Here is a 26,426-nt window from a genome sequence, read left to right as displayed (position 1 = left end):
CTTCAGCCCACCGGCTTCCGGTCCGGGGCGGGCACGGGCTCCGGTGCGTCCGTCGGCGCCGGGACCGGGAGCACCCGGTCGCGCAGCCGGAGCGCGCAGGCGAGGGCGATCAGCAGCACCCCGGCCAACAGGGCGAGCACCGTGCGCAGTCCGGACGCGTCGGCCAGCCGGCCGAGCGCCGGTGCGGCCAGTCCGCCCACCGACATGGCGAGCCCCAGGGTCAGCCCGCTGGCGGTGCCGGGCCGGGTGGGCAGATAGTCCTGGGCCAGTGTCACCTGGGGAGCGAACGGCAGGAACATGGCCAGTCCGAACAGCACCGCGCCCGCCATGGCCACCCCCACCGACGGGGCGAACGCCACCGCGGCCAGTGCGGGGACGGCCAGCAGATAGCCGGCGCGGATGGGCGCGAGGCGCCCGTACCGGTCGCCCAGCCAGCCCCCGAACAGGGTGCCGACCGCCCCGGCCAGGGTGAGAAGGGTGAGCGCCGTGGCGCCGGCGCCCGCCGAGCCGTGCAGATCGCGCTGGATGTGCAGGGCGAGCATCGAGGTGACCGTCACGTACGGCACCGACCAGCCGACGGTGGCCGCGGCCAGGCGCCCGAACGCCCGCCAGTCGTCCCGGTGCCCGCTCACCGTGGCGCCCCGCACGGTCGGCGGGACCGCCGGGGTGTGCCCCCGGTGCCGGAGCCAGGGCCCCTGCGCGGCCCAGAGCGCGGCGGCCACCAGAGCGGGTACGGCCAGCAGCCAGCTGCCCGTCAGGCCGAACGAGCCGACCACGAGGGTGACCAGGGCGGGCGCCAGCGAGGCTCCCAGCGTGCCGCCGACCGAGAACAGGCTCATCGCCCGCTGGGACTGTCCGCCCGCGGCGCGGGCCTGGTTGGTGGCGGGCGGGTGGTAGGCGGCGATACCGATCCCGGCCAGGGCGACACAGAGCCAGGTGACGAGGTAGCTGTCGGCCAGTCCCGCGAGGGTGAGCCCGCCCGCGGCGGCGAGGAAGCCGGCCGGGATGAGCCAGCCGCGGTGGCGGCGGTCCACCAGCAGCCCGAAGAGCGGCTGGACCACGCTGGACAGGCCACTGGCCGCCAGGGCGATGCCCGAGACCGCGGTGTAGCTGTAGTGCCGTTCGGCCATCAGGAAGGGCAGCAGGGCCGGGACCGCGCCCTGGTACAGGTCGTTGACGACATGGGTACCGGTCAGGAAGACCAGCTGACCGCGCTTCATCGGGCCCTCCGCTCGGGCCGCCCGGTCACCGGCAGGACGGCGTGGTGCGGCCAGGGCCGCTCCCGTTCCAGCTGGGCGCCGAGGGAGAGCAGGACGTCCTCCCGGTGGAGCCTGCCGGTGAGCATCACCCCGACCGGCAGACCCTCCGGCGTCCGGTGCAGCGGCAGGCTGATCGACGGCTGCCCGGTGAAGTTGGCCAGGGGGGTGCGCGGGGTGTGGGCGAGCATCCGGAGGTAGGTGCGTTCCGGGTTGTCGGGATCGACCAATGAGCCGACGGGCAGCGGCGGTTGCTCCGTGGTCGGGCTCAGCACGGCGTCGAATCCGGCGTAGCGGTGGCAGAGGGCGCGGGCGGTGGCGGCCAGCGACGCCGTCGCCGCGTACAGCCGTACCGCGCCGTGCTCGCCGCCCCGGGCCCGCAGCCAGCGGGTGAGCGGCAGCAGGCGTTCCTCCCGCTCGGGGGGCACCGGCACCGCGGCGGCCAGCACGCTCCACAGCACGGTGAAGTCCGCCAGGTACTCCTCGGGGTCGTACGGCGGGGCCTCCTCCACGTGGTGGCCGAGCCCGGCGAGCCGGTCGGCGGCGTCCCGGCAGGCCAGTGCGGCCTCGGGGTGCCGGCCGTCGATCGTCGGCAGCACCCCGATCCGCAGCGGGCCGGGTTCCCGTCCGGCGCAGGCCCGGAAGTGGCCGGGGGGCGTGGCGGGCAGGGTGGCCGCGTCGCCCGGGGTGCTGACGGCCATGGCGTCCAGCAGCAGGGCGGCGTCCGCCACCGTCCTGGCCAGCGGTCCGGCGGTGGCCAGCCCCAGGGCGTCCGTGCCGGGGGCTGGCGTCACCCGCCCCCGGCTCGGCTTGAGGCCGACCACCCCGCAGGCGGCGGCCGGTATCCGGACCGAGCCCCCACCGTCGCTGCCCAGGGCCCCGGCGGCCAGCCCGGCGGCCACCGAGACGGCGGCCCCGCCACTGGAGCCGCCCGCGCCGCGGGTGAGGTCGTACGGGCAGCGGGCGGTGGCGAACACCGTCTCGGTATAGGCGGAGCAGCCGAATTCGGCGGCGGTGGTGGTACCCAGCAGCACGGCACCGGCCGCCCGCAGGGTGCCCACGACGGCGGCGTCGGCCGGGGCCGTCCGGTCGTCGAAGGCCGCCGATCCCGCCGTGTACGGCAGTCCGGCGACCGGCCAGGTGTCCTTCACCGAGAGCGGCACCCCGAGCAGCGGCGGCAGGCCCTCGTCGTCACCCGCGGCGGCCAGCCGGGCCTCGACGGCGGCGGCGGCCTGCCGGGCCCCGGACGCGTCGACGGTGCGATAGGCCCCCAGTGCGCCGTTCGACCCCTCGATGCGGCGCAGGTACTGGTCGACCAGCTCGGTCGGCGAGACGGTGCGGCCGCGGATCGCCGCGGCCTGTTCGGTCAGCGTCAGCTCATAGAGCTCTGTCATGCTCACTCCTGAAGTCCTCAGGTCCTCTGAGGACTTCACCGTAGAGCGTGACCGGCCCGGAAAGCAAGGCAAGCCTTACTCCGGCTCGGACACCATGGGCCGGAACCCGTCGTCGCATGTCAGGCCCACATCAAGCACGACGATGCGGCCGACCCGACGGGACGCCTTCGGATGTCCGGAGAACCGTGGACCTCACGGCCCGAGGCCGACACGCGCCGCCCCGGCCGGGCGTCATGCGGTCGAGTGCGGGATCAACCGGCTCAAGAGACACCGGGCAGTCGCCACCCGATTCGACAAGCTCGCCGTCCGCTTCGAAGCCACCGTCCTCGTCGCCGCGATCGGAGAATGGCTGTGACGGGTGGAGCTGCCGATACTGCCTGCTCGCGTCCGCCATGCCCTCGCGGCAATCACAGCCAGCCGGCCCAGCCGAATGTCAAGAGGTAGGCGCGCTTGACTGCGGCCCACCCGCGGCGACCGCCACCGACAGCCGCGATAAGGGCGACGGCGAACTAGAATGCAACCGCTCCGCCAACGATCAGAGCCCACACAGTGCCGCCAATGGCAGCGAACAAAACCACGATGAAGACCGTTATGACGAACCCGGCATGGGCACCACCGATGCTCACGCGGAACATCTCGCGCACGACGCGACGGTCCTCTGCGAGAACCCTCTCGTAAGCGTTCGGCTCTCGCCCCGGACCGTCCTGCTTCCCCATGGCCCGCTCCACAAGCCCCCCCTCACGACACCCTGGCCAAGCCGAGTCCAGCAATCCCATGGACGCTCCAGCCCGCCACGACGTTGCCTCTCAGCAACTTTCGACACACGGCCTAGCCGGAACACGCCGTCCGCTGGGCCTCCTGCCAAGCGCAGACCGGGCAGAGGGTGCTGCCCTTCACCGAATCCGGGTACTCGGTCGGCTTCCGGCAGAGCACGCACTCGGCGTACGGCGGGCCCGCGGCGGTCTCCGTCCGCGCGGTCGCGGGAGGTGCACCGCAGTACGCCTCTTCCCCGCCCCGGTCCGTGTGCTCGTCCATGCGCACGAGCGTACTCAGCCGCGCAACGGTGTCAGCCGACAGGTGAGCGCGGCGACCGCGGCGGCGAGGGCGGCGGCGAGGAGGAAGGGCAGGACGGGGAGGTGGACCGCGCCCGTACGGGCTCCGGTGACCAGGCCCGTCACGGCGGTGTTGGCCGGTGAGCCGCTGGTCACGACGGCCGACAGCGCGGCGAGCACGGTGGCCGCGACGGACCAGCCGCGCCGGAGCAGCAGTGGCCGGGTGCAGAGCGCGCCGACCGCCGTCCCCAGCAGCGCGCAGCAGCCGGTGGCGAGCAGTCCGGCGATCCCGGCGGGCAGCAGCGCCACCCGGACCGTGCCGTCGTTGCCGGTCGGCCCGCTGATCAGCAGTACGAGCAGGGTGGCGGCCACGCCCAGCAGCCCGGCGCAGCCGAGCCCGGTGAGCAGCGAGGCCAGATGCGCCCTGGGCGATCCCACGACGGCGGCGGTCACGGTCCGGGCGGCGGGCGGTTCCTGGTCGACGCAGAGCTGGACGAGCCAGGCGGTGACGGGCAGCAGCCCCGCGGCGGCGTAGCCGAGCGAGTCGAGGACGGGCTGTCCCGCCTGTACGCCGACGGCGACGAAGGCCGCGTACAGCAGGACGGGGGCGAGCCAGCGCTGGGAGCGGACCAGCAGATCGGCCCGGTAGCGGAGCAGGGCGGTCATGGCGCCTCGGGGGTCGGGGGGCGGTGCGGGGCTCCGTCGTCCCCCGGGCCCTCCGCGGGGCCGGGGGCGGTGCTCAGCCGCCGGATGTGCCAGGGCGGGTGTGCGGTGAGCAGGGCGCGCAGCAGGGCGTCGGAGTGCGTGGCCGCGACGGTGAGCCGGACGCCACCGCGCGCCGCGGGCGCGCGCTCCGGGGTGCCCGGCAGTCCGGCGGGGAGCGCGGCGCCGGGCGGGCCCGCCGCCTCGATCCGTACCCGGGGGCCGGTCTCCTCCGTCCGTGCCGCGCGGGCGGCGAACAGACCGGTGCCCTCGATCCGGAACACGGCGTCGACCGATCCGGCGAGCCTGCGGGGGTCGTGGTCGACGAAGACGGCGGTGGCACCGGCCGCGACCCGTTCGGCCACGGCCCGGTCCAGTTCGTCACGGGCCGCCGTGTCGAGCCCGGTCCACGCCTCGTCCAGGATCAGCAGCTCGGGCTCGGCGAGCAGCGCCTGGGCGACGGCGACCTTCTGGCAGGTGCCCTTGGAGAGCTCGGTGAGCGGCGTACGGGCGTGGTCGGCGGCCCCGAGGCGGGCGAGCCACGACCGTGCCCGGTCCGCCGCCTCGGAACTCCGCAGGCCGTGGATCCGGCCGAGGTGGACCAGGTACCCGGCCGCGGTGAACGGCAGGGCGGCGAAGAAGCGCTCGGGGACGTACGCCGTGCGCGGCGGGGGGCCGCTGATCCGGCCCTCCGTCGGGGCGTCGATCCCGGCGAGCAGCCTCAACAGCGTCGACTTCCCGGTGCCGTTGGCGCCCTCGACGCGGATCAGGGCGCGCGGGGGCAGGTCGAGGTCGACCCCGCGCAGCACCCAGGGCCCGCCGAGGCCGTACCGGCGTCCGACGCCGCTCAGCCTCAGTTGGCCGTCGCCTTCTCGGGCTTGGCCTCGCTCGGGCGCACGATCACGAAGCCCTCGCCGTCCAGGCGCAGCTGGACGGCCTCGCCGGATCCGCCGCGGATCATCGAGCCGAAGCTCTGCGAGCGGTGCAGCGACGTGGTCAGGTTGGCGCTCCAGCCGACCACCGCGTCCGTGTCGACGCAGACCGGCTGCTGGGGCGTGACGGGGATCACGATGGGGTGACCCTCGCACATCAGGCCGAGCTTGCCGTAGCCCGTGAAGACGCTGTTGAAGAGCCCGCCGCCCGTCATCCCGGCGCCCTTCACGGTCTTGATCTCGTAGGAGATCGTGGGGTCGAAGCAGAGCACGTTGCGGCCGTTGATGGTGAGGACGTCGCCGTGTTCCATGTCCACGATGAAGCAGTTGGCGGCCTCGTGCGCGAACCATGCCTCGCCCTGGCCGCGGACCGCCATCAGCGGCAGCCCCTCGCCGGTGACGGCGCGCTTGAGCAGGCCGCCTATGCCCTGGCCCTTGCGCTCGAACTGCAGATCGCCGCGGAAGGCGATCATCGCTCCCTGGCGGGCGTGCATCTCGCCGTTGACGGCGTACTTGATCGATTTGGCGTTCTGCAGGGACATTCCGGGAACCGTTGCCTGCTGTGCCATGTTCTCGCTGGAAAAGAGATCGCTCTTCATGCGGTGCATCCTCACCCGGAGCCTTCCATTCCGCCAAGAAGCGTTTTCCGGGCGGCTGGCAGACTGGACGGGTGAGCAGCAACGACACCCCCGTATCCCCCGCCGCGCCCCACCCGTCCGCGGCGGACAGCCCGTTCAGGACGGAGCCGACCAGCCGCGACGAGGCACCGCAGTACGTGCTGCCGATGGTCGTGCACATCGAGAAGACGGCACCACCGGCCCGTACCGACGCCCTGCGGACCGCCGCCCGCGCGGTGCTCGTGATGCTCTCCGACGAGCGCTCGAACGGCGAGGGCGAGTGGGCGCGGGCGATGCGGGACTGGCAGGACGCGCGCATCCGCAAGGTGGTGCGGCGGGCGCGCGGCGCGGAGTGGCGCAAGGCGTCCGCGCTGCCGGGCATCACGGTCACCGGCGAGAGCGCCGAGGTGCGGGTCTTCCCTCCGGTGCCCCTGGACGGCTGGCCGAAGGAGCTGGCGAAGCTCCAGGTGTCGGGGACCGATCTGGACGACCCGGAGCCCCCGGCCGCGCCCGATCCCTCGGGCCCGGTGCTGTGGCTCAACCCGGAGCTGGACATGTCGGCGGGCAAGGCCATGGCGCAGGCCGGGCACGGTGCGCAGCTCGCCTGGTGGGAGCTGTCGGAGACGGAGCGCAAGGCGTGGCGCGAGGCGGGCTTCCCGCTCTCGGTCGCCACCGCGGAGGCGGGTCGCTGGCAGGAACTCACGGCGGGCGGGGGCCCGGTGGTGCGTGACGCCGGGTTCACCGAGATCGCGCCGGGGTCCTGCACGGTGGTCGCCGACCATCCGGCGTTGCGGCGCGGCTGACCGGAGCCGGGCCGACGCGGATCCGCCCGCCCGCTTCGGCCGACGGGCGGACCCGCGTCGGTCTCCCTTGCCGGGAACCTCAAATCAAGCTCTGAACGTCCTCCTGTTCGGATTCACCACCGCCCCGCGGGGCCATGAGCCCTGCACGGAACGGAGGAGGGGGGACGGCATGAAGCTGGGAATCGGGATCGGCTGGCGGCCGGAGATCGCGGATGCCGTCGAGGCGCTGCCGGGGATCGACTGGGTGGAGGCGGTGGCGGAGAACATCTGCCCCGGCCATCTGCCCGAGTCGCTGGTACGGCTCAGGGAACGCGGCGTCACGGTCGTGCCGCACGGCGTGTCGCTGGGCCTCGGCGGGGCCGACCGGCCCGACGCGGGACGGCTCGCGGACCTCGCCGCCCGCGCCGAGCTGCTCTCCGCGCCGCTGGTGACCGAGCACGTCGCGTTCGTGCGGGCCGGGGGGCCGCGCACCTCGTCGCCCGCGCTGGAGGCGGGCCATCTGCTGCCCGTGCCCCGGACCAGGGACGCGCTGGACGTGCTGTGCGAGAACGTGCGCGTCGCGCAGGACTCGCTGCCGGTGCCGCTGGCCCTGGAGAACATCGCGGCGCTGGTCTCCTGGCCCGGCGAGGAGCTGACGGAGGGGCAGTTCCTGGCGGAGCTGGTCGAGCGCACCGGCGTCCGGCTGCTGATCGACGTCGCCAATCTGCACACCAACCACGTCAACCGGGGCGAGGACCCGGCCACCGCGCTCGACGAGCTGCCGGTGGAGGCCATCGCGTACGTGCACGTGGCGGGCGGTGTGGAGAAGGACGGCGTCTGGCACGACACCCACGCCCATCCGGTCACCGCGCCCGTCCTGGACGTCCTCGCCGCACTCCGCTCCCGGGTCGACCCGCCCGGCGTCCTCCTGGAACGCGACGACGACTTCCCGCCGGCCGGGGAGCTGGCGGGCGAACTGGACATGATCCGCGCCACCCTGGACCGGGCGGCTTCCGGGCGCCCGGCACGGTCCGCCCCGCCCGCCCGGTCGGCCGCGTGGGCCGCCGTGTCCGCGCCGCCGGACGCCACCCGCGACCGGCTCGCGGCCGCCCAGGCCGGTCTGCTCTCCGCCCTCGTCGCCGGCGGCCCGGTCCCGCAGGGCTTCGACCGGCAGCGGCTCGGCGTCCAGACCCGCGCCCTGGCCGCCAAGCGGGCCGGGGTCGTCGCCAAGGTGGCACCCGAGCTCCCGGAGATCCTGGGCAGCGGCTACCGGGACGCCTTCCTCGCGTACGCCGCCACCCGCCCCCTGTCCGGCGGCTACCGGCGCGACGCGCTGGACTTCGCCGAGGAGCTGCTGATCACGGGTCTGCCCGCCGACGCCGCCGCCCGGCGCAGGCTGACGCACTGGTGGCAGGACCGGGCCGGAGCGCGCCCGCCGCGCCGCACCACCCTGTTCGTACGAGCGGCCCGCGCGGCCCTGACCGGAAGGCGACCGGCATGAACACCGTGGCGCTGGTGGTGGATCTCGGCATCGTGGTCTCCTCCGTCCTCCTGGCCGTGGGGCTCGCGCGGGCCCGCGGCGCCAACGGCTCCGGCGGCTCAGTCCACGACCTGTACGAGGCCGCCTTCCTCAACGGCGGTCCGGGCAGGGTCGTGGACACCGCGCTCACCTCGATGGAGGCTGACGGGCGGCTCGCCGTCGGCGGTCCCGGAATCGTCGCCGTCCACCGGGCCGAAGCCCGCGACCCGGTGGAACGCGCGGTGCTCCAGGAACACGCCCAGGCCCCCAGCGGGGCGCTGCACACCCTGCGCGAGGCGGTGATGCGGCACCCGGCGGTGCAGGAGGTGGGCGACGGGCTCGCGGCGCGCGGGATGCTGGCCTCCCCCGCCGCGGGCCGGACGTGGCGCCGCTGGGGCGTCCTCCAGGGACTGGTCTGCATCCTGGCCATCCCGCTCAGCGTCGTGGCGACCGTCTCGCAGGCGCTCTCCGACGAGCTCTCCCCGGACCCCTCCGTGCCCCTCGTCTTCCAGGTGCTCCCGGCCCTGCTCGTGGGCGCCGTCGTCGGCTTCGTCTGCGCGGGCGTGGCCCGGGGACGCGTCACCAGGGCGGGCAGGCGGGCCGCCGAGGCGTACCGCGCCGCGCGGGCGCACGACCCGGACCCGGCCCAGCTGGTCGCCACGCTCGGACTGCGCGCCCTGCCCGATCCCGAGCTGCGGTCCCAGCTGATCGCGGCGGCCCGGACGCGGCCCGCCGGACGGACGGCCGCGTCGCGGGCGGGGGTGGCGGCGGCGTCCACGGGTGGCTCCGCCCTGCTCCTCGCGCCGGTGGTGTGGTGTGCCGGTACGAGCCCGGGGCACGGCAGTTGCGGAAGCTCCGGGGACGGGGGCAGCGGCGGTGGCGGGTGCAGCTCCGGATCGGGGTGCGGCTCGGGGACCGGCTGCGGCGGATCGAGCGGCTCCGGCTGCGGCGGCGGTTCCGGCTGCTCCAGCAGCAGTTGCGGCGGAGGCTCCAGCTGCGGCGGAGGGTCGAGCTGCGGCGGCAGCTCCTGACGGGGGCGCGCTCACCGCGCTGATGCCCGGTCAGCGGCCCGGCGCCGACGGTCCGGCGCGGGGTGGTACGTGTGGGAATGACGCCGGTGCGGCGCGCGGAACGCGCGCCGCACCCGGAGCCGGACCCGGTGTCGCTGGAACGACGGGCGGTGTGGAAACACCGGTGCCCGCCGTCTGATCTTCCGGGTCGGGGTGGTCGGAGCCCGCTCGCTACGCGAGCCCGGCCACCAGGTCTGCAACAGACTTCCTGCGCCCCGTGTAGAACGGGACCTCTTCGCGGACGTGCATCCGCGCCTCGGAGGCCCGCAGGTGACGCATCAGGTCGACGATGCGGTAGAGCTCGTCGGCCTCGAAGGCGAGGATCCATTCGTAGTCGCCGAGCGAGAAGGAGGCGACGGTGTTGGCCCGGACGTCGGGGTAGCCGCGCGCCATCTTGCCGTGGTCCGCGAGCATGCGCCGACGGTCCTCGTCGGGCAGCAGGTACCAGTCGTAGGAGCGCACGAAGGGGTAGACGCTGATGTAGTTGCGCGGCGTCTCGTCGGCCAGGAACGCCGGAATGTGCGACTTGTTGAACTCGGCGGGGCGGTGCAGCGCCATGTTCGACCAGACCGGCTCCAGCGCCAGGCCGAGCCGGGTGCGCCGGAAGAGGTTGTACGCCTCCTGGAGCTCGTCGGCCGTCTCTGCGTGCCACCAGATCATGACGTCGGCGTCGGCACGCAGGCCGGACACGTCGTAGGTACCGCGGACGGTGATGTCCTTGGCCGCGAGCTGGTCGAACAGCTCCTGGACCTCGTCGGCGTAGCCGGCGCGGTCCGCGGGCAGGACGTCGCGCAGCTTGAAGACGGACCACAGCGTGTAGCGGATGACCTCGTTGAGGTCCTTGGCCTTCTTACCCGCGTTGGGGCCCTTGCTTGATTTCACAGTCTCAGGCGCACTCATACGGCTATTGTCCCGCCTCGCTCCGTGTGCCCGTGACCAGGGTCGACGTGGCGATGATCTCTTCGCCGGAACCGCAGGTGAGCCCGGCCGCGATCTCGTCCGCGGCGCGGCGCGCGCTCGCGACGCACGCCGGGATGCCGACGCCGTCGTAGGCCGCTCCGCAGACCCGCAGCGCGGGCAGCTTGGCGACCTCGTCGCGGATCCGGGCGACCCGGGAGAGGTGGCCCACGGGGTACTGGGGCAGTCCGCCGGTCCACCGGGTGACCTCGGTGTCCACGGGCTTCGCGGCCAGCCCGGTCGCCTCGGCGAGGTCGCGCAGCGACGCGTCGACGAGCTCGTGGTCCTCGCGGTGGATGTGGTCCTCCTCGCCGTAGCGGCCGACGGAGGTGCGCAGGACGAACAGGTCCGGCGCGGAGTCGGCGACCCAGTTCCACTTGTGCGAGGAGAAGGTGGACGCCTTGATGGTGCGGCCGTCGACCGGGGGGACGAGGAAGCCGGAGCGGCCGTCGAACGCGTCCGTGGCCGCGATGTCGGAGCGGCGGAACGCCATGGTGACGAGCGCCATCGACGCGTACTCGATCCCGGCCAGCTCGGCGGAGGCCGCGGGGGACTCGGCGGCCAGCAGCGTGGAGGCGGACCAGGCCGGGGCGGCGAGCACCACGCCGTCGGCGGTGATCGTCCGGGCGTCCGTGCGGACGTCCCAGACCTCGGCGGTACGGGTCAGGCCGAGGACGGGGGTGGCGGTCAGGATCTCCCCGCCCGCCGCGCGCACCGCGTCGGCGACCGCGCCGGGCAGGGTGCCGATGCCGCCGTCGATGCCCTGGAAGACCGGTCCGGTCTCCTGCCGGGCCGCGGCCCGCTCCTGGAGGCGCAGGACGCCGTCGAGCAGCGAACCGCCCTCCCGGGCCACCTCGAAGAGCTGGGGTACGGCGGCACGCATCGAGATCCGGTAGGAGTCGCCCGCGTACACGCCGCCGAGCAGCGGTTCCACGAGCCGGTCGACGACCTCGCGGCCCAGCCGGTCGGCGACGTACGCGCCGACGGCGACGTCGTCGCCGACCGGGGTCGGGGTGAGGTCGCGCTCCTGCGCGACGCGGGCGAGGCCCTCCGGGGTCAGCAGTCCGCCGAGGACCGCCGGGTCGCCGGGCACGCCCATCACATGGCCCCGGGGCATGGGCCGCAGGGCGTCGCGGGTCCAGACCGAAGCGGTGGCCGTGGCGGGCGGCTGGAGCCGGTCGCCGAGTCCGACCTCGCGGGCCAGGGCGACCGCCTCCGGGCGCCGGGCGAGCACGGATTCGGCGCCCAGGTCGACCCGGACACCCGCGATCTCACCGGTCATGAGCTTGCCGCCGAGCCGGTCGGTGGCCTCCAGCAGGGTGACCCGCAGTCCGGCGCCGAGGAGTCGGTGGGCGGCGGCGAGACCGGCGATGCCCCCGCCGATGACGACGACGTGTCCGGGGCCCGGTTCCGCGCGGTGTGGTGAACGCTGCATGTCCCCACTCTCTCAAACACCGTCGGCGCCCCGGACACGACCGCCCCGCGTCCGCGCCCCCGGGGCCGTAGCGTGGTCCCCGCGGACTCGGTGTCGAAGGGACCTGGCATGGCGGCGGAGCGACTGGTGGTCATCGGCGGGGACGCGGCGGGCATGTCCGCCGCGTCCCGGGCCCGCAGGCTCAAGGGACCCGACGAGCTGAGCATCGTCGCCTTCGAGCGGGGCCATTTCACCTCCTACTCCGCCTGCGGCATCCCGTACTGGGTCGGCGGCGACGTGGCGGAGCGGGACGATCTCGTCGCGCGCACACCGCAGGGACACCGGGAGCGCGGTATCGACCTCCGGATGCGCACCGAGGTCACGGAGATCGATGTCGCCGGGCAGCGGGTGCGGGCCCTGGACCGGGAGACCGGCGAGACGTACTGGACGGACTTCGACAAGCTGGTGATCGCGACCGGGGCCCGCCCGGTGCGCCCCGCGCTGCCGGGGATGGACGCGCCCGGGGTGCACGGGGTGCAGTCGCTGGACGACGGCCAGGCGCTGCTGGAGACGCTGGACCGGGCGCCGGGCGCCCGGCGGGCGGTCGTCATCGGGGCGGGCTACATCGGCGTGGAGATGGCGGAGGCGATGCTGAAGCGCGGCTTCGAGGTGACCGTCCTCAACCGCGGCGAGCAGCCGATGGCGACGCTCGACCCCGACATGGGGCGGCTGGTGCACGACGCGATGGACGGTCTGGGCATCACCACGGTCAACCGGGCCGAGGTCACCGCGATCCACACCGGCTCGGACGGCCGGGTCCGGGCGGTCGCCACGGGCGACACCTCCTGTCCGGCGGACGTGGTGGTGCTCGGCATCGGTGTGGAGCCGGAGACGACGCTGGCCCGCGCCGTCGGCCTGCCGCTGGGCCCGCACGGCGGTCTGCTGACCGACCTGTCGATGCGGGTGGTCGGGCACGACAACATCTGGGCGGGCGGGGACTGCGTCGAGGTCCTCGACCTGGTGGCGGGCCGTACCCGCCACATCGCCCTGGGCACCCATGCCAACAAGCACGGCCAGATCATCGGGTCCAACGTCGGCGGCGGCTACGGGACGTTCCCCGGGGTGGTCGGCACGGCGGTGAGCAAGGTGTGTGATCTGGAGATCGCCCGCACCGGACTGCGCGAGAAGGACGCCCGCGCGGTGGGCCTGCGGTTCGTCACGGCGACGATCGAGTCGACGGGCCGGGCGGGCTACTACCCCGGGACGCGGCCCATGACGGTGAAGATGCTCGCGGAGTACCGCACGGGGCGGCTGCTGGGGGTGCAGATCGTGGGCCGGGACGGGGCGGCGAAGCGTGTGGACATCGCGGCCGTGGCGCTCACGGCCGGGATGACGGTGGAGCAGATGACCACCCTGGACCTGGGCTACGCCCCGCCGTTCTCACCGGTCTGGGACCCGGTCCTGGTGGCGGCCCGCAAGGCGGTGACCGCGGTGCGCCGGGCGGGCACCGCCTGAGGGCGGCGCCCGGCGCCGGCGGCTCAGCGCTCGGTGCGGGTGTGCACGTACTCGACGAGCCGGGTGAGCGCGTCGGGGTCCATCGACGGCATCACGCCGTGGCCCAGGTTGAAGACGTGGCCTTCGAGACCGGCGGCCGCGTCCAGCACCTCCTGGGCCTTCTCCTCCACCGTCGCCGTCGGCGCGAACAGCACCGCGGGGTCGAGGTTGCCCTGGAGCGCCTTGCCGGGTCCGACCCGGCGCGCGGCCTCGTCCAGCGGGACGCGCCAGTCGACGCCGACGACGTCCGCGCCCGCCTCGCCCATCAGGCCGAGCAGCTCGCCGGTGCCGACACCGAAGTGGATGCGCGGGATGCCGTACGGGGCGACGGCGTCGAAGACCTTCGCGGAGGCGGGCAGCACCGAGCGCCGGTAGTCGGCGGGGGCCAGCGCGCCCACCCAGGAGTCGAAGAGCTGGACGGCCGAGGCGCCCGCCTCGATCTGCACCTTGAGGAAGGCGCCGGTGATCTCGGCGAGCCGGTCCAGCAGATCCGCCCAGAGCTGCGGGTCGCCGTACATCAGGGCCTTGGTGTGCTCGTGGTTGCGGGACGGGCCGCCCTCCACGAGGTAGCTGGCGAGGGTGAACGGTGCCCCGGCGAAGCCGATCAGGGGGGTGGAGCCCAGCTCGGCGGTGAGCAGGCCGATGGCCTCGGTGACGTACCAGACGTCCTCGGGGGTGAGGTCGCGCAGCCGGGCCAGGTCGGCGCGGGTACGGATCGGGTCGGCGATGACCGGGCCGACACCGGGCTTGATGTCGAGGTCGACGCCGATCGCCTTGAGGGGGACGACGATGTCGCTGAAGTAGACCGCGGCGTCGACCCCGTGGCGGCGGACGGGCTGCATCGTGATCTCGGCGACCAGCTCCGGCATCGTGCAGGAGTCGAGCATCGGGATGCCTTCGCGCACCCGCAGGTACTCCGGCAGCGAGCGCCCCGCCTGGCGCATGAACCAGACCGGCGTGTGCGGCACGGGCTCGCGCCGGCACGCCTTCAGGAACGCCGACCCGTGGGTGGCGGAGGTCTTCGTCTGCTGGCCCGTGGGGCGATCGTTGGCACTCACACCAGGAATCTTCGCACGAAGCCGTAAGCAGCCGGGCCCGCCCGGGTGTCCCTCCCTGCGCGAAGCGCCGGTTCCGCCTACTCTTCCCCGCATGGCTCCGGCTCAGGGACAGTTCTCCGATCAAACCGATGGCGCTGACGGCAAGGACAGCGAGGAGGGTGGTTCCGTCCCGCCCGCGTTCCGGTCGGCGGTGGACGCGCTGCATGCGGCGCGGCTCCGCCCCGAGCTGGAGGTGGAGCCGACGAGGCCGCCCAAGCGGCTCGCCCCGTACGCGTACGCCCTGGAGGCGGCGGTCGTCGACGGCGAGGACGATCTCGCCGACGGCCGTCTCGTGCTGCTCCACGATCCGGCCGGGCACGACGCCTGGCAGGGCGCCTTCCGTCTGGTGACGCTGGTGCGGGCCGAGCTGGAGCCGGAGATGGCCTCCGACCCGCTGCTGCCGGAGGTGTGCTGGTCCTGGCTGACCGGCGCGCTGGAGGCGCGCGGCCTGTCGTACGGGGAGGCGGGGGGCACGGTGACCCGGGCCGGGTCGCACTACTTCGGCACGCTGGGCGCGAGGCGTCCGGCGACCCAGATCGAGATCCGGGCCTCGTGGACGCCCCGGGAGGGCCGAGGCGGGGTGCCGGACACGGCGGCGCACCTCATGGCGTGGGGTGATCTGCTGTGCCAGATCGCCGGGCTGCCGCCGTCGGGTCCCGTCGACGCGGCGGTGGTGACGCTCCCCCAGCGGCGCGGCCCGCAGGTCTCCTGAACCTCCTCCCGCGCCCCCGGACCGCTTCCCCGAGGCTTCCCTCCGAATTTTTTTCTCTGGCTGAAAACCATCCCCCTCCGGTAACTGAGCGTCATATCCGCCACCCAGTTACCGGTGTTCTTTTCGTACAATCGATCGCATGCCCGATTTGCCCGAATTTGTTACTCACCAAATCGCGATCTTCCCCTAAAGGAGCACGGGTCTGCTGCCGAAGAGGTCAATGACCCTTCAAGCACGGTTCGCCCCGGCTTCATCCCCGAGCCGGCCCGTCCCGCCACTCCCCAGGAGGCCTGGTGTCCGTTCTCCTAGAGCAGCCCGCAAGCCTGGTCGCCTACCGCCCGAACAAGCCGACGGCCATGGTCGTCGTGGCCGACCCGCGCGTCCGTTCCACCGTCACCCGCCATCTGTGGGCCCTCGGAGTACGTGACGTCATCGAGGCGTCGTCCATCGCGGAGGCTCGTCCCCGCGTCGGCAATCCGCGCGACATCTGCGTAGCCGACGTCCACCTGCCCGACGGTTCCGGGCTGACCCTGTTGTCCGAGACCCGAGCAGCCGGCTGGCCGAACGGCCTCGCCCTTTCCGCCGCCGACGACATCGGCGCCGTACGCAACGCCCTCGCGGGCGGCGTGAAGGGCTATGTCGTCACCGGCACACGTACCAATATCGGCCACCCCACCCGTCCCGGCGTCGCCCCCATCGGCGCCAACGCCGCCCGTATGCACCGCCGACCCCCCGGCACCCCGAGCCACCCGGGCGGCTACCGCGAACTGTCCGGCCGCGAGGTCGAGGTCCTCCGGCTGGTCGCCGAGGGCCAGTCCAACAAGGCCATCGGTGTCTCCATGGGCCTGTCCGCCCTGACCGTCAAGAGCCACCTCGCCCGCATCGCCCGCAAGCTCGGCACCGGAGACCGCGCGGGAATGGTCGCCGTCGCCCTGCGCACGGGAATCATCCACTGACGTCCGCACCCCGGCGGGCCCGCGCAGGCGGGGACCGGCTGGTTTGCATGCATCGGCGCCCGTCGACGGAACGTTCCGTCGACGGGCGCCGTACATACACAGATACCCTTGACACGTGACCGACGCCCAAGAGACCGCAGCAGACACATCACTGCGAACCACCGGGGGCGCTCCCCCGGACGACGTCGCCCCGGCGCCGATCCCCTTGCTCGAACCGCGCGAGGGCATTCCCCCGGTGGTGGCGTCCGACGACGCCCTCGCCCGGGTGGTCGCCGCCTTCGCCGCGGGCTCCGGCCCGGTGGCCGTGGACGCCGAGCGGGCCTCCGGGTACCGCTACGGCCAGCGCGCCTATCTGGTCCAGCTGCGCCGTGACGGCGCCGGCAGCGCGCTGATCGACCCCGTCGGCTGCCCCGACCTGTCGAGCCTCGGCCAGGCACTGAACGGCAGCGAGTGGATCCTGCACGCCGCCACCCAGGACCTGCCGTGCCTGCGCGAAATAGGGATGACCCCCACCGGGCTCTTCGACACGGAGCTGGCCGGACGGCTCGCCGGATTCCCGCGGGTCGGCCTCGGCGCCATGGTCGAGAACGTGCTCGGCTACTCGCTGGAGAAGGGCCACTCCGCCGTCGACTGGTCCACCCGCCCGCTGCCCGACCCCTGGCTGCGCTACGCGGCGCTCGACGTCGAGCTGCTGATCGACCTGCGCAACGCCCTGGAGGAGGAGCTCGACCGGCAGGGCAAGCTGGAGTGGGCCCGCGAGGAGTTCGACGCGATCGCCTCGGCGCCGCCCGCCCCGCCGCGCAAGGACCCGTGGCGCCGCACCTCCGGCATGCACAAGATCCGCCGCCGTCGCCAGATGGCCGCGGTGCGGGAGCTGTGGACCGCCCGTGACCAGGTCGCGCAGCGCCGTGACGTCTCCCCCGGCAAGGTGCTGAGCGACGCCGCGATCGTGGAGGCGGCACTCGCGCTCCCGCCGAACGTCCAGGCCCTGACCGCGCTGCCCGGCTTCGGCCACCGCATGGGGCGGCGCCAGCTGGAGCAGTGGCAGGCGGCGATCGACCGGGCCAAGGCGCTGCCCGACGCCGAGCTCCCGCAGCCCGGCCAGACCCTCGCCGGTCCGCCGCCGCCCCGCGCCTGGGCGGACAAGGACCCCGCAGCGGCCGCCCGGCTCTCCGCCGCCCGCACCGCGGTGTCGGAGCTCGCCGAACGGCTGCACATGCCGCAGGAGAACCTGATCACCCCGGACACGGTGCGCCGGGTCTGCTGGGAGCCGCCCAAGAACCCGACCCCGGACGCGGTCGAGACCGCGCTCGCCGGGTACGGGGCGCGCCACTGGCAGATCGAGCAGGTGGCCCCGCTGCTGCTCCGCGCCCTGACGCCGACGGTCTGAGGGGCCCGCCGGGGGCACAATCGCGCCAGGTTGTGCGGCCGGTGGCCATGAGGCGTTCACGATCGCCGGACGAGCTGGTTCCAGCCCGTCCGGCGATCCGCGTTTCCGGGCCGGGGCGCCCCGCGCCGGCGCCGCGGCCCGCGGCGGGCGGGCCCGCCCGCGTGTGACCTTCACCGCTCCCGCCGTGGGGGGTGGGCAGTCTGGTTACCCGCAAGTAGCATGATGGTGGCGGCGCGCTTCCGGGCGGGCCGCGCAGCAGTGCCATCCCGCACCCTGGAGGAGAGCCACCGTGCCTCGTACCATCCGGGACGTCGTCTTCGTCGACGGCGTCCGCACCCCGTTCGGCAAAGCGGGCCCCAAGGGCATCTACCACGAGACCCGCGCCGACGACCTCGTCGTGAAGGCCATCCGGGAGCTGCTGCGCCGCAACCCGGACCTGGACCCCGCGCGGATCGACGAGGTCGCCATCGCCGCGACCACGCAGATCGGCGACCAGGGCCTGACGCTGGGCCGTACCGCCGGAATCCTGGCCGGGCTGCCGCAGTCCGTCCCCGGCTACTCCATCGACCGCATGTGCGCGGGCGCGCTGACCGCCGTCACCTCGACGGCCGGCTCCATCGCCTTCGGCGCGTACGACGTGGTCGTCGCCGGTGGTGTCGAGCACATGGGCCGCCACCCGATGGGTGAGGGCGTGGACCCGAACCCGCGCTTCGTGTCGGAGAAGCTGGTCGACGAGTCCGCCCTGTTCATGGGCATGACCGCGGAGAACCTGCACGACCGGTACCCCACGATCACCAAGCAGCGCGCCGACGCGTACGCGGTCCGCTCGCAGGAGAAGGCCGCCAAGGCGTACGCCAACGGCAGGATCCAGCAGGACCTGGTGCCGATCTCGGTGCGCCGCACCAACGCCGAGGCCGGGGAGACCGGCTGGGGCCTGGTCACCGCCGACGAGCCGATGCGCCCGGGTACGACCATGGAGTCGCTCGCCGGGCTGAAGACCCCGTTCCGTGCGCACGGCCGGGTCACGGCCGGTAACGCCGCGGGGCTCAACGACGGCGCCACCGCCTCCCTGCTCGCCGCCGAGGACGTCGCCCGCGAGCTGGGCCTCCCGGTCAGGATGCGCCTGGTCTCCTACGCCTTCGCGGGCGTCGAGCCGGAGGTCATGGGCTACGGCCCGATCCCCGCGACGGAGAAGGCCCTCGCCAAGGCCGGGCTGTCCATCGACGACATCGGGCTCTTCGAGATCAACGAGGCGTTCGCCGTACAGGTGCTGGCGTTCCTGGAGCACTACGGCATCGCCGACGACGACGCCCGGGTCAACCAGTACGGCGGCGCGATCGCCTACGGTCACCCGCTGGCCTCCTCCGGCGTCCGGCTGATGACCCAGCTGGCCCGCCAGTTCGAGGAGCACCCCGAGGTCCGTTACGGCCTCACGACCATGTGCGTCGGCTTCGGCATGGGCGCCACGGTCGTCTGGGAGAACCCGCACTTCGAGAACGCCGGAGGCGACAAGTGAGCACCACCACCGAGCTTCTGAAGGGTGCGGCCGAGCTGTTCCCCGGCGAGGTCGTCACCCAGGCGCACGTACGCCACCTGGACCTTCCGGCCGGTGCGGGCCGCTTCGCCCTCATCACACTGGACAACGGCCTGGACCACACCAAGCCGACCACCTTCGGACCGCAGTCGCTGGCGAACCTGAACGCCGCGATCGACCAGGTCGAGAAGGAGGCCGCCGAGGGCGCGATCACCGGCATCGGCATCACCGGCAAGCCGTTCATCTTCGCGGTCGGCGCCGACCTCAAGGGCGTCGAGCTGCTGAAGAGCCACGACGACGCGCTCGCCATCGGCAAGGGCGGCCACGACGTCTTCCGCCGGCTCTCCGGTCTCGCGGTCCCGACGTTCGCGTACTACAACGGCGCGGCGATGGGCGGCGGCGTCGAGGTCGGTCTGCACTGCTCGTACCGCACCGTCTCCAAGGCGCTGCCCGCGTTCTCGCTGCCCGAGGTCTTCCTCGGCCTGGTCCCGGGCTGGGGCGGCTGCGCGCTGCTCCCCAACCTGATCGGCGCCGACCGCGCGGTCTCGGTCATCATCGAGAACTCGCTGAACCAGAACCGTCAGCTCAAGGGCAAGCAGGTCTTCGAGCTCGGCATCGCCGACGCGCTCTTCGAGGGCGCGGACTTCCTGGAGCAGTCGCTGATCTGGACCGCGAACGTGCTGAACGGCACGCTCACGGTGGAGCGCCCCGAGATCGACCGCGGGGACGCCTGGGACCAGGCCGTCGCGCGCGGCCGGGCCATCGCCGACTCCAAGGTGCACGGCGCGGCCCCGGCCGCGTACCGCGCGCTGGAGATCATCGCCGCGGCGAAGGACGGCGACCTGTCCGCCGGCTTCGACGCCGAGGACCAGGCCCTGGCGGACCTGATCATGGGCGGCGAGCTGCGCTCCGGGATCTACTCCTTCAACCTGGTCCAGAAGCGTGCCAAGCGCCCGGCCGGTGCCCCGGACAAGAGCCTGGCCCGCCCGGTCACCAAGGTCGGCGTGGTGGGCGCGGGCCTGATGGCCAGCCAGCTCGCCCTGCTCTTCCTGCGCCGCCTGGAGGTGCCGGTCGTGCTGACCGACATCGACCAGGAGCGCGTGGACAAGGGTGTGGGCTACGTCCACGCCGAGATCGAGAAGCTGCTCGGCAAGGGCCGCGTCAACCAGGACAAGGCCAACCGCCTCAAGGCCCTGGTCTCCGGTGTGCTGGACAAGGCGGAGGGCTTCTCCGACGCCGACTTCATCATCGAGGCCGTCTTCGAGGAGATCGGCGTCAAGCAGCAGGTGTTCGCGGAGGTCGAGGCGGTCGCCCCGGCGCACGCCATCCTCGCCACCAACACCTCCTCCCTCTCGGTCACCGAGATGGCGTCGAAGCTGAAGAACCCGGAGCGGGTCGTCGGCTTCCACTTCTTCAACCCGGTCGCGATCCTGCCGCTGCTGGAGATCGTCCGCGGCGAGCAGACCGACGACGCCTCGCTGGCGACGGCCTTCGGTGTGGCCCGCAAGCTGAAGAAGACCGCGGTCCTGGTGAAGGACGCCCCGGCGTTCGTCGTCAACCGCATCCTCACCCGCTTCATGGGCGAGATCCAGAACGTCATCGACGAGGGCACCCCGGTCGAGGCCGCAGAGAAGGCCATCGAGCCGCTCGGCCTGCCGATGTCCCCGCTGGTGCTCCTGGAGCTGGTCGGCCCGGCGATCGGTCTGCACGTCTCCGAGACCCTGAACCGCGCCTTCCCGGAGCGCTTCACCGTCTCCGAGAACCTCGCGGCGGTCGTCAAGGCGGGCAAGCGCGGCTTCTACGTCTACGACTCCGGCAAGCCGGAGCTGGACCCGGAGGTCGCCGCCCTCCTCAAGCAGGGCGACACCGTCCTGACCGAGGAGCAGGTCCGCGACCGGGTCCTGGACGCGGTGGCGCAGGAGATCGGTCTGATGCTGGACGAGGGCGTCGTCGCCGAGGCCCAGGACATCGACCTGTGCCTGATCACCGGCGCGGGCTGGCCCTTCCACCTGGGCGGCATCACGCCGTACCTGGACCGTGAGGGCGTCTCGGAGCGGGTGAACGGCAAAAAGTTCCTCGCGCAGGGCGTGGCGAGCGTCCCGGCGTAGCGCCACCCGGCCGACAGCACCGGACGGGCCGTACGGAGAGTTCTCCGTACGGCCCGTCCGGCGTACGGCGGGGTGCGCGGCGCCCTGGTTCCCAGGATCCGGGGCAGCCCGGCTCCGAGGCGGGGCGGCGGGCAGCCCCTCGCGACCGCCCGGCTCCGAGGCGGCGGACAGCTCGGCACGAACGCCCCGGCCTCGCTGCTCGGTGCCAGGGCCCTCCGCAGGGCCGCGACGCTCAGATCAGGATCCAGTCGCCGAAGGTCAGCCCGCGGCCTTCCTCCTGGCGTGCGACGACGGGCCGTCCGTCGGCGCCCACGGCCACGACGGCGGCTCTTCCGCCGCCGTCGACCGCCAGCGCGGGGTCTCCGGCGCAGCTCATCCCGGAACCGGTCCACCGGAACCCGGACCGCTCGCGCCCGGTCCGGCAGATGCCGAGGTGGACCGTGTCATCGGTGCCGCGGACGGCGAGCACCGTGCAGTCGAGCCCGCCCGTGGTCGCCCTGACCGCGGAGATCCGGCCGTCCCCGGGGGCGCCGCCCAGGGGTACGGGCGGTTCGCCCTCCCGGACCGCGAAAACGCCGCCGCCCGGCGCCTCGGTCAGGTAGTAGGTGAGCCGGTCGGGGGCGGTCTCCAGCGCGGCCACCGAGCCGGGCAGCGGCGGCGGGACGGCCACGTCCTCGCCGCGTGCCAGGGCGCCGCCCGGCTCCGGCTGCTGGAGCCGGAGCGCGCCGTCAGGGGTGGGGACCAGGATCTCGACCAGGCCGGACGAGAGGGCCGCGGGCGTCGGCCCGTCGGTGCCGCCGGACGCCGGGAGGCGGTCCCACGCCTGCCACCGGCCCTTCTTGTCCTCGCGGCGCAGGGCCACTCCGTCCGGTGCGGTGGGGACGCAGACGTACAGGGAGCCGTCCCTCGCGACGGCGGCGGCCGGGGCGCCGGTCCCGGACGCCTCGGCGGTCTCCTTGACGGGGTTGCCCAGGGAGCGCCACTGCGTGGTCGGGCGGCCCGTCTGGTACTGCGTGGCGTACATGATGTCCACCTCGCTCCGGCCGTCGGCCCTCGGCCGGACCCGGCGCCCCAGCAGATGGGCGTAACGGCTGCGCCCCTGCACCACGGTGAGCCGGTCGATGTCCTTCGCGGGCAGGACGTCCGGTCCGGCCCAGGACCGGCCGCCGGCGGACTCGGTCCAGCGGAGCACGGAGCCGTCGATGTGGACGTACACGGTCAGTCTGCCGTCGTGTCCGGTGAGCAGCCAGGGGCCGCCCAGCAGCCGTCCGGGGCCCGCGGGCACCGCGACGGGCGCGCTCCGCTGCTTCGCTTCACGTGCGGAGGCGCTGCGCATCGCCGTTCGTCACCTTTCCTGGAGGCGGTGCCGCGCGCGGGACGCGGGCGCTCGTCGGGGCGGGCTCCCGGTCGGGGACCGCACGGGGGGCCTGGGCGGGCTCAGGCCGGGGCGGCGGTGGCCGGGCGGCGCGCCCCGGGGTGGGCGAGGCACCAGCCCTCCCACGCCGATACGACCATCTCGCGCACGTCGTACCGGGCGGACCAGCCCAGCTCGGCGCGGATGCGCTCGGCCGAGGCGACCACCCGTGCCGGGTCCCCGGCCCGTCGCGGGGCCACGGCCGGAGCGGCCCCGGCCCCGTACCCCGTCACCGCACCGATCAGATCGATCATCTCGCGCACCGAAACGCCCTCGCCGCGGCCGACGTTGAGAGTCAGATCGGTGCCCGGCTCCCGGTCGAGGAGCGCCCGCGCCGCGGCGAGGTGCGCCGAGGCGATGTCGGCGACGTGGATGAAGTCGCGTACGCAGGTGCCGTCCTCGGTGTCGTAGTCGTCGCCGAAGACGACCGGGGCCACCCCCTGCGTCAGCCTCTCGAAGACCATGGGCACCAGGTTGGAGACGCCGTGGTCGGCGAGGTCCGGGGAGGCCGCGCCCGCGACGTTGAAGTACCGCATCGACGCGGTGGCGAAGCCGTGCGCCCTGCCCGCGGCGCGCACCATCCACTCCCCCGTGAGCTTGGTCTCGCCGTAGGGGTTGATCGGGGCGCAGGGGGTCGCCTCCGTCACGATCGGTACGTCGGGGACGCCGTAGACGGCCGCCGACGACGAGAAGAGGAAGGCCCGCACTCCGCTGTCGGCCACGGCCTCCAGCAGGGTCTCCAGGCCCCGTACGTTCTCCCGGTAGTAGAACAGCGGGCGCTCGACGGACTCCGCCACCTGCTTCTTGGCCGCGAGGTGGACCACGCCCCGGACCGACAGGTCCGCCAGGGTGCGTCGCAGCAGCTCCCCGTCGAGCGTCGACCCCCGGACGAACGGGACGTCGGCGGGCACGCGCGAGCGGTCTCCCGTCGACAGGTCGTCGTACACGGCGACCGGCTCACCGGCCTCGCGCAGCGCACGGACGACATGCGTCCCGATGAAGCCGGCCCCACCCGTGATCAACCAAGTCATGAACGAATAGTAGTTCGAGCGGCTCAGATCATGATTCCCGCACCCAAAACACCCATGCGTACGATCCCCTGTTCTATAGTGCACGCTCAGTCCTGCCCGCACGGACCGGCCGCACCCCACCCGCGTCCCGTGTGCTCCACGTCCCACCCGCCACGAGATGTGAGGACCGGGCCACGATGAGCCATGACGCCAGGACCCGGGGCACGCCCGACGACCACCGTCCGCCGGCGGGCGTCGGACGGAGACGGAGACGCGGACGCCGCCGCGGTCTGCGGATCGCCCTCGCCGTCCTGCTCGTCCTGCTGCTCGCCGCGGGCGGCACCGTCTACTGGCTCTACAGCCGCCTCGACGGAAACATCACGGGCGTGGACATCGACAAGGCGCTCGGCGACGACCGGCCCGAGAAGCTGCCGACCAGCGGCCAGAACCTGCTGGTGCTCGGCTCCGACTCGCGGGCCGGTGCCGAGAACAGGGAGCTGGGCGGGGGCGGCGCCGTCGCGGGCGCCCGGTCCGACACCGCGATGGTGGTGCACGTTCCCGAGGGCCGGACCGGGGCGGTCGCCGTCTCCATACCCCGGGACACCCTGGTGACCCGGCCCGGGTGCACCAGGGCCGACGGTTCGTCGGTGCCCCCGGCGAACCGTGTGATGTTCAACTCCGTCTACGCCCAGGTCGGCCCGGCCTGTGTGGTCAAGACCGTCGAGAAGATGTCCGGGGTCCGGATCGACCACTATCTGGAGATCGACTTCTCCGGGTTCAAGGACCTGGTGGACGCCATCGGGGGCGTCACGGTCGACGTACCGCAGGACATCCACGACAAGGCGTCCGGCCTCGATCTCACCAAGGGCCCGCACCGGCTCGACGGCGCCGAGTCCCTCGCGTACGTCCGCACCCGGCACGGCGTCGGGGACGGCAGCGACCTCGGCCGGATCGGGCTTCAGCAGCAGTTCCTCCTCGCCCTGCTGAGCGAGGTCGAGTCGCAGGACCTGCTGGGCAGTCCGGCCAGGTCCTACCGGATCGCCGGCTCGGCCACCCGGGCGCTGACCACCGACGAGGGGCTCGCCTCGCTCTCGTCCCTCGCGGCGTTCGGCCGCTCGATGAGGGGTGTGGACCCCGGCACCATGGAGACGATCATGCTTCCGGTGGCCTACGACGAGCAGGATCCAAACCGCGTGGTGGCGGCCCAGCCGCAGGCGGGCGCCCTCTGGAAGGCCGTCCGCGAGGACGGCACGATCCCGGAGTCCGCGAAGAGGTCCCCCGCCACCGGCGGCTGACGGGGGCGCCCCCTCCCCCGGCTACGAGCGGCCCACCGGCTCGTTGATCCGGCTGTGCTTGCGTCCGTAGGCGAAGTAGATGATCACGCCGATGGCCATCCAGACGCCGAACCGCAGCCAGGTCTCCGCCGGGAGGTTGAGCATCAGCCACACCGAAGCGGCCACCGAGAGGACCGGGATCACCGGTACCCACGGGGTGCGGAAGGCGCGCGGCAGATCGGGGCGGGTGCGGCGCAGCACCAGCACGCCCAGGGCGACCACGACGAACGCGAAGAGGGTGCCGATGTTCACCAGCGTCGCCAGTTCGTTGATGCTGGTGAACCCCGCGACGATCGCGATGATCACGCCGAGCAGGATGGTCGGGCGGTACGGGGTGCCGTACTTCGGGTGCGTCTTGGAGAAGAACCGCGGAAGCAGTCCGTCCCGGCTCATCGCGAAGAAGACCCGGGTCTGTCCCAGCAGCAGGATCAGGCAGACGGTGGTGAGGCCGATCGCGGCCCCGAAGCTGATGAGCCCGGCGTAGACGGGATGGCCCACGGCCTTGAAGGCATCGGCCAGCGGCGCCTCCACCGACAGATCGGTGTAGTGCTCCATGCCGGTGACCACCAGTGAGACGGCGACGTAGAGCACGGTGCAGATGAAGAGCGAGGCGAGGATGCCACGTGGCATGTCACGTTGCGGGAGCTTCGTCTCCTCGGCCGCGGTGGCCACCACGTCGAAGCCGATGAAGGCGAAGAAGACGATGGAGGCGGCGGTGAAGATGCCCATGACGCCGAAGTTGGTGGGCGCGAACCCGAACATCAGCTGGACCAGGGGCGCGGTCAGCCCCGAACCCGAGGGCTGCGGCTGCGCCTCGGGGATGAAGGGCGAGTAGTTGGCGGCCTTGACGAAGAACAGCCCCGCGATGATCACGATCAGGACGACGGCCACCTTGATGGCGACCACGACGGTGGTGACCCGGGCGGACAGCTTCATGCCGAGCACCAGCACCACCGTCAGGACGAGCACCAGGGCGAAGGCCAGCACGTCGAAGCTGATGAATCCTTTTGCCACGTCCGGCCCGGCGAGCACGTCGGGCATGTGCCAGCCGAAGTTCTCCAGCAGCGAGCGGACGTAGCCGGACCAGCCGACCGCCACCACCGCCGTGCCCAGCGCGAACTCCAGCACCAGGTCCCAGCCGATGATCCAGGCGACCAGTTCGCCGAGCGAGGCGTACGAGAACGTGTAGGCGGATCCGGCGACCGGGACGGTGGAGGCGAACTCGGCGTAGCAGAGCGCGGCCAGCGCGCAGACGACGCCCGCGACCACGAAGGCGAGGGCGGTGGCCGGTCCCGCGGTCTCCTTGGCCACCTTCCCGGTGAGGACGAAGATGCCGGTCCCGATGACGACGCCCACTCCGAAGACCGTGAGGTCCACTGCGGAGAGGGACTTCCTGAGCGCGTGCTCCGGCTCCTCGGTGTCGCGGATGGACTGCTCGACCGTCTTGGTCCGGAACAGTCCGTCACGGCTGGGTGGTGTGTCCTGCTGGGCGGTCACCGGCGTACCTCCACGCACTCGTCGTGTACGCCATGATTGGGACCTCATCGGCGGCGCAGAGCCACGCACCGGGCGATTTCACGCGAATGGGCCGGTCGGACCACCCGTACAGGGTGTCCCGACCG

Annotated in this window: 23 protein-coding genes; 10 read left to right on the top strand and 13 right to left on the bottom strand. The window is 73.3% G+C overall.

All coding sequences use genetic code 11. The annotated features are described in order from the left end of the window. Positions 1–2: 2 nt before the first annotated feature. The 7 genes from ACFVFH_RS17210 to ACFVFH_RS17180 form a co-directional block, all read right to left on the bottom strand. Positions 3–1,220 carry an MFS transporter gene (locus ACFVFH_RS17210; protein ID WP_383768864.1) on the bottom strand — a complete coding sequence of 406 codons (1,218 nt, stop codon included), beginning with the start codon at positions 1,218–1,220 and terminating at the stop codon, positions 3–5. Continuing rightward, a complete protein-coding gene (locus tag ACFVFH_RS17205) occupies positions 1,217–2,650 on the bottom strand; it encodes an amidase (RefSeq protein ID WP_383768861.1) in 1,434 nt (477 codons plus the stop codon). Before ACFVFH_RS17205 ends, ACFVFH_RS17210 begins: the two co-directional genes overlap by 4 nt. A gap of 509 nt (positions 2,651–3,159) precedes the next feature. After that, positions 3,160–3,366, bottom strand: coding sequence for a hypothetical protein (locus ACFVFH_RS17200; RefSeq protein WP_383768858.1), 207 nt, complete (start codon positions 3,364–3,366; stop codon positions 3,160–3,162). Between the two features lie 112 nt (positions 3,367–3,478). Further along, positions 3,479–3,685, bottom strand: a complete 207-nt coding sequence (locus tag ACFVFH_RS17195) for a hypothetical protein (RefSeq protein ID WP_383768856.1) — start codon at positions 3,683–3,685, stop codon at positions 3,479–3,481. A gap of 14 nt (positions 3,686–3,699) precedes the next feature. Then, positions 3,700–4,368 (bottom strand): ABC transporter, encoded by a 669-nt coding sequence (locus tag ACFVFH_RS17190; RefSeq protein WP_383768854.1) that lies wholly within the window; start codon positions 4,366–4,368, stop codon positions 3,700–3,702. Then, positions 4,365–5,213 (bottom strand): ATP-binding cassette domain-containing protein, encoded by an 849-nt coding sequence (locus ACFVFH_RS17185; protein WP_383768851.1) that lies wholly within the window; start codon positions 5,211–5,213, stop codon positions 4,365–4,367. The genes ACFVFH_RS17190 and ACFVFH_RS17185 overlap by 4 nt, the downstream gene beginning before the upstream one ends. Before the next feature lie 44 nt (positions 5,214–5,257). Then, complete coding sequence (locus tag ACFVFH_RS17180; RefSeq protein WP_383768848.1) at positions 5,258–5,935, bottom strand: AIM24 family protein; 678 nt, start codon at positions 5,933–5,935, stop codon at positions 5,258–5,260. A gap of 71 nt (positions 5,936–6,006) precedes the next feature. Here ACFVFH_RS17180 and ACFVFH_RS17175 point away from each other — a divergent pair, with 71 nt between their 5' ends. The 3 genes from ACFVFH_RS17175 (at position 6,007) to ACFVFH_RS17165 (ending at position 9,285) form a co-directional block, all read left to right on the top strand. Beyond that, positions 6,007–6,756, top strand: a complete 750-nt coding sequence (locus tag ACFVFH_RS17175; RefSeq protein WP_383768845.1) for a peptidyl-tRNA hydrolase — start codon at positions 6,007–6,009, stop codon at positions 6,754–6,756. A gap of 169 nt (positions 6,757–6,925) precedes the next feature. Continuing rightward, on the top strand, positions 6,926–8,236 hold the full coding sequence (locus tag ACFVFH_RS17170) for a DUF692 domain-containing protein (RefSeq protein WP_383768842.1): 1,311 nt from the start codon (positions 6,926–6,928) through the stop codon (positions 8,234–8,236). Beyond that, positions 8,233–9,285 carry a TIGR04222 domain-containing membrane protein gene (locus ACFVFH_RS17165; RefSeq protein ID WP_383768839.1) on the top strand — a complete coding sequence of 351 codons (1,053 nt, stop codon included), beginning with the start codon at positions 8,233–8,235 and terminating at the stop codon, positions 9,283–9,285. Before ACFVFH_RS17170 ends, ACFVFH_RS17165 begins: the two co-directional genes overlap by 4 nt. A 210-nt stretch (positions 9,286–9,495) precedes the next feature. Here the strand turns inward: ACFVFH_RS17165 and hemQ are convergent, their stop codons facing one another. Both hemQ and hemG read right to left on the bottom strand, forming a co-directional pair. Then, on the bottom strand, positions 9,496–10,224 hold the full coding sequence (gene hemQ, locus ACFVFH_RS17160; RefSeq protein WP_093542266.1) for a hydrogen peroxide-dependent heme synthase: 729 nt from the start codon (positions 10,222–10,224) through the stop codon (positions 9,496–9,498). Positions 10,225–10,228: 4 nt separating this feature from the next. After that, positions 10,229–11,716, bottom strand: coding sequence for a protoporphyrinogen oxidase (gene hemG / locus ACFVFH_RS17155; protein ID WP_383768836.1), 1,488 nt, complete (start codon positions 11,714–11,716; stop codon positions 10,229–10,231). A 108-nt stretch (positions 11,717–11,824) separates the two neighbouring features. On the opposite strand from hemG, the gene ACFVFH_RS17150 reads away from it, so the two are divergent. Continuing rightward, a complete protein-coding gene (locus ACFVFH_RS17150; RefSeq protein WP_383768832.1) occupies positions 11,825–13,210 on the top strand; it encodes an FAD-dependent oxidoreductase in 1,386 nt (461 codons plus the stop codon). 23 nt (positions 13,211–13,233) lie between these two features. Here ACFVFH_RS17150 and hemE read toward each other — a convergent pair whose 3' ends face one another. Beyond that, a complete protein-coding gene (gene hemE, locus ACFVFH_RS17145) occupies positions 13,234–14,307 on the bottom strand; it encodes a uroporphyrinogen decarboxylase (protein WP_383768830.1) in 1,074 nt (357 codons plus the stop codon). 91 nt (positions 14,308–14,398) lie between these two features. Here hemE and ACFVFH_RS17140 point away from each other — a divergent pair, with 91 nt between their 5' ends. The 5 genes from ACFVFH_RS17140 to ACFVFH_RS17120 all read left to right on the top strand — a co-directional run bounded on the left by ACFVFH_RS17140 (position 14,399) and on the right by ACFVFH_RS17120 (position 21,046). Further along, positions 14,399–15,058 (top strand): DUF3000 domain-containing protein, encoded by a 660-nt coding sequence (locus tag ACFVFH_RS17140; RefSeq protein WP_383768827.1) that lies wholly within the window; start codon positions 14,399–14,401, stop codon positions 15,056–15,058. 293 nt (positions 15,059–15,351) lie between these two features. Beyond that, the gene (locus ACFVFH_RS17135) at positions 15,352–16,014 is read left to right on the top strand and encodes a response regulator transcription factor (RefSeq protein WP_024488613.1); all 663 of its coding nucleotides are present in this window, start codon (positions 15,352–15,354) and stop codon (positions 16,012–16,014) included. Between the two features lie 115 nt (positions 16,015–16,129). Continuing rightward, on the top strand, positions 16,130–17,404 hold the full coding sequence (locus ACFVFH_RS17130; protein WP_383768824.1) for an HRDC domain-containing protein: 1,275 nt from the start codon (positions 16,130–16,132) through the stop codon (positions 17,402–17,404). A gap of 289 nt (positions 17,405–17,693) precedes the next feature. Beyond that, positions 17,694–18,920, top strand: a complete 1,227-nt coding sequence (locus ACFVFH_RS17125; protein ID WP_383768820.1) for a thiolase family protein — start codon at positions 17,694–17,696, stop codon at positions 18,918–18,920. Continuing rightward, on the top strand, positions 18,917–21,046 hold the full coding sequence (locus tag ACFVFH_RS17120) for a 3-hydroxyacyl-CoA dehydrogenase NAD-binding domain-containing protein (protein WP_383768817.1): 2,130 nt from the start codon (positions 18,917–18,919) through the stop codon (positions 21,044–21,046). Before ACFVFH_RS17125 ends, ACFVFH_RS17120 begins: the two co-directional genes overlap by 4 nt. Before the next feature lie 232 nt (positions 21,047–21,278). Here ACFVFH_RS17120 and ACFVFH_RS17115 read toward each other — a convergent pair whose 3' ends face one another. Beyond that, a complete protein-coding gene (locus ACFVFH_RS17115) occupies positions 21,279–22,382 on the bottom strand; it encodes a hypothetical protein (protein WP_383768814.1) in 1,104 nt (367 codons plus the stop codon). A 101-nt stretch (positions 22,383–22,483) separates the two neighbouring features. After that, complete coding sequence (gene galE / locus ACFVFH_RS17110; RefSeq protein WP_383768811.1) at positions 22,484–23,491, bottom strand: UDP-glucose 4-epimerase GalE; 1,008 nt, start codon at positions 23,489–23,491, stop codon at positions 22,484–22,486. Positions 23,492–23,667: 176 nt separating this feature from the next. On the opposite strand from galE, the gene ACFVFH_RS17105 reads away from it, so the two are divergent. Beyond that, positions 23,668–24,765, top strand: a complete 1,098-nt coding sequence (locus ACFVFH_RS17105) for an LCP family protein (RefSeq protein ID WP_383768808.1) — start codon at positions 23,668–23,670, stop codon at positions 24,763–24,765. 21 nt (positions 24,766–24,786) lie between these two features. Here ACFVFH_RS17105 and ACFVFH_RS17100 read toward each other — a convergent pair whose 3' ends face one another. Beyond that, positions 24,787–26,301, bottom strand: a complete 1,515-nt coding sequence (locus tag ACFVFH_RS17100) for an amino acid permease (RefSeq protein WP_383768805.1) — start codon at positions 26,299–26,301, stop codon at positions 24,787–24,789. Positions 26,302–26,426 lie beyond the last annotated feature (125 nt).

This window comes from Streptomyces sp. NPDC057697, from assembly GCF_042799335.1.
GTDB lineage: Bacteria > Actinomycetota > Actinomycetes > Streptomycetales > Streptomycetaceae > Streptomyces.
This window is presented reverse-complemented; position numbering and strand designations above follow the sequence as displayed.

Coding starts and splice junctions, on each gene's coding strand:
- ACFVFH_RS17210 (WP_383768864.1), bottom strand. CDS start 1,220: ATGAAGCGCGGTCAGCTGGTCTTCCTGACCGGTACCCATGTCGTCAAC.
- ACFVFH_RS17205 (WP_383768861.1), bottom strand. CDS start 2,650: ATGACAGAGCTCTATGAGCTGACGCTGACCGAACAGGCCGCGGCGATC.
- ACFVFH_RS17200 (WP_383768858.1), bottom strand. CDS start 3,366: ATGGGGAAGCAGGACGGTCCGGGGCGAGAGCCGAACGCTTACGAGAGG.
- ACFVFH_RS17195 (WP_383768856.1), bottom strand. CDS start 3,685: ATGGACGAGCACACGGACCGGGGCGGGGAAGAGGCGTACTGCGGTGCA.
- ACFVFH_RS17190 (WP_383768854.1), bottom strand. CDS start 4,368: ATGACCGCCCTGCTCCGCTACCGGGCCGATCTGCTGGTCCGCTCCCAG.
- ACFVFH_RS17180 (WP_383768848.1), bottom strand. CDS start 5,935: ATGAAGAGCGATCTCTTTTCCAGCGAGAACATGGCACAGCAGGCAACG.
- ACFVFH_RS17170 (WP_383768842.1), top strand. CDS start 6,926: ATGAAGCTGGGAATCGGGATCGGCTGGCGGCCGGAGATCGCGGATGCC.
- ACFVFH_RS17165 (WP_383768839.1), top strand. CDS start 8,233: ATGAACACCGTGGCGCTGGTGGTGGATCTCGGCATCGTGGTCTCCTCC.
- hemQ (WP_093542266.1), bottom strand. CDS start 10,224: ATGAGTGCGCCTGAGACTGTGAAATCAAGCAAGGGCCCCAACGCGGGT.
- hemG (WP_383768836.1), bottom strand. CDS start 11,716: ATGCAGCGTTCACCACACCGCGCGGAACCGGGCCCCGGACACGTCGTC.
- ACFVFH_RS17150 (WP_383768832.1), top strand. CDS start 11,825: ATGGCGGCGGAGCGACTGGTGGTCATCGGCGGGGACGCGGCGGGCATG.
- ACFVFH_RS17140 (WP_383768827.1), top strand. CDS start 14,399: ATGGCTCCGGCTCAGGGACAGTTCTCCGATCAAACCGATGGCGCTGAC.
- ACFVFH_RS17115 (WP_383768814.1), bottom strand. CDS start 22,382: ATGCGCAGCGCCTCCGCACGTGAAGCGAAGCAGCGGAGCGCGCCCGTC.
- galE (WP_383768811.1), bottom strand. CDS start 23,491: ATGACTTGGTTGATCACGGGTGGGGCCGGCTTCATCGGGACGCATGTC.
- ACFVFH_RS17105 (WP_383768808.1), top strand. CDS start 23,668: ATGAGCCATGACGCCAGGACCCGGGGCACGCCCGACGACCACCGTCCG.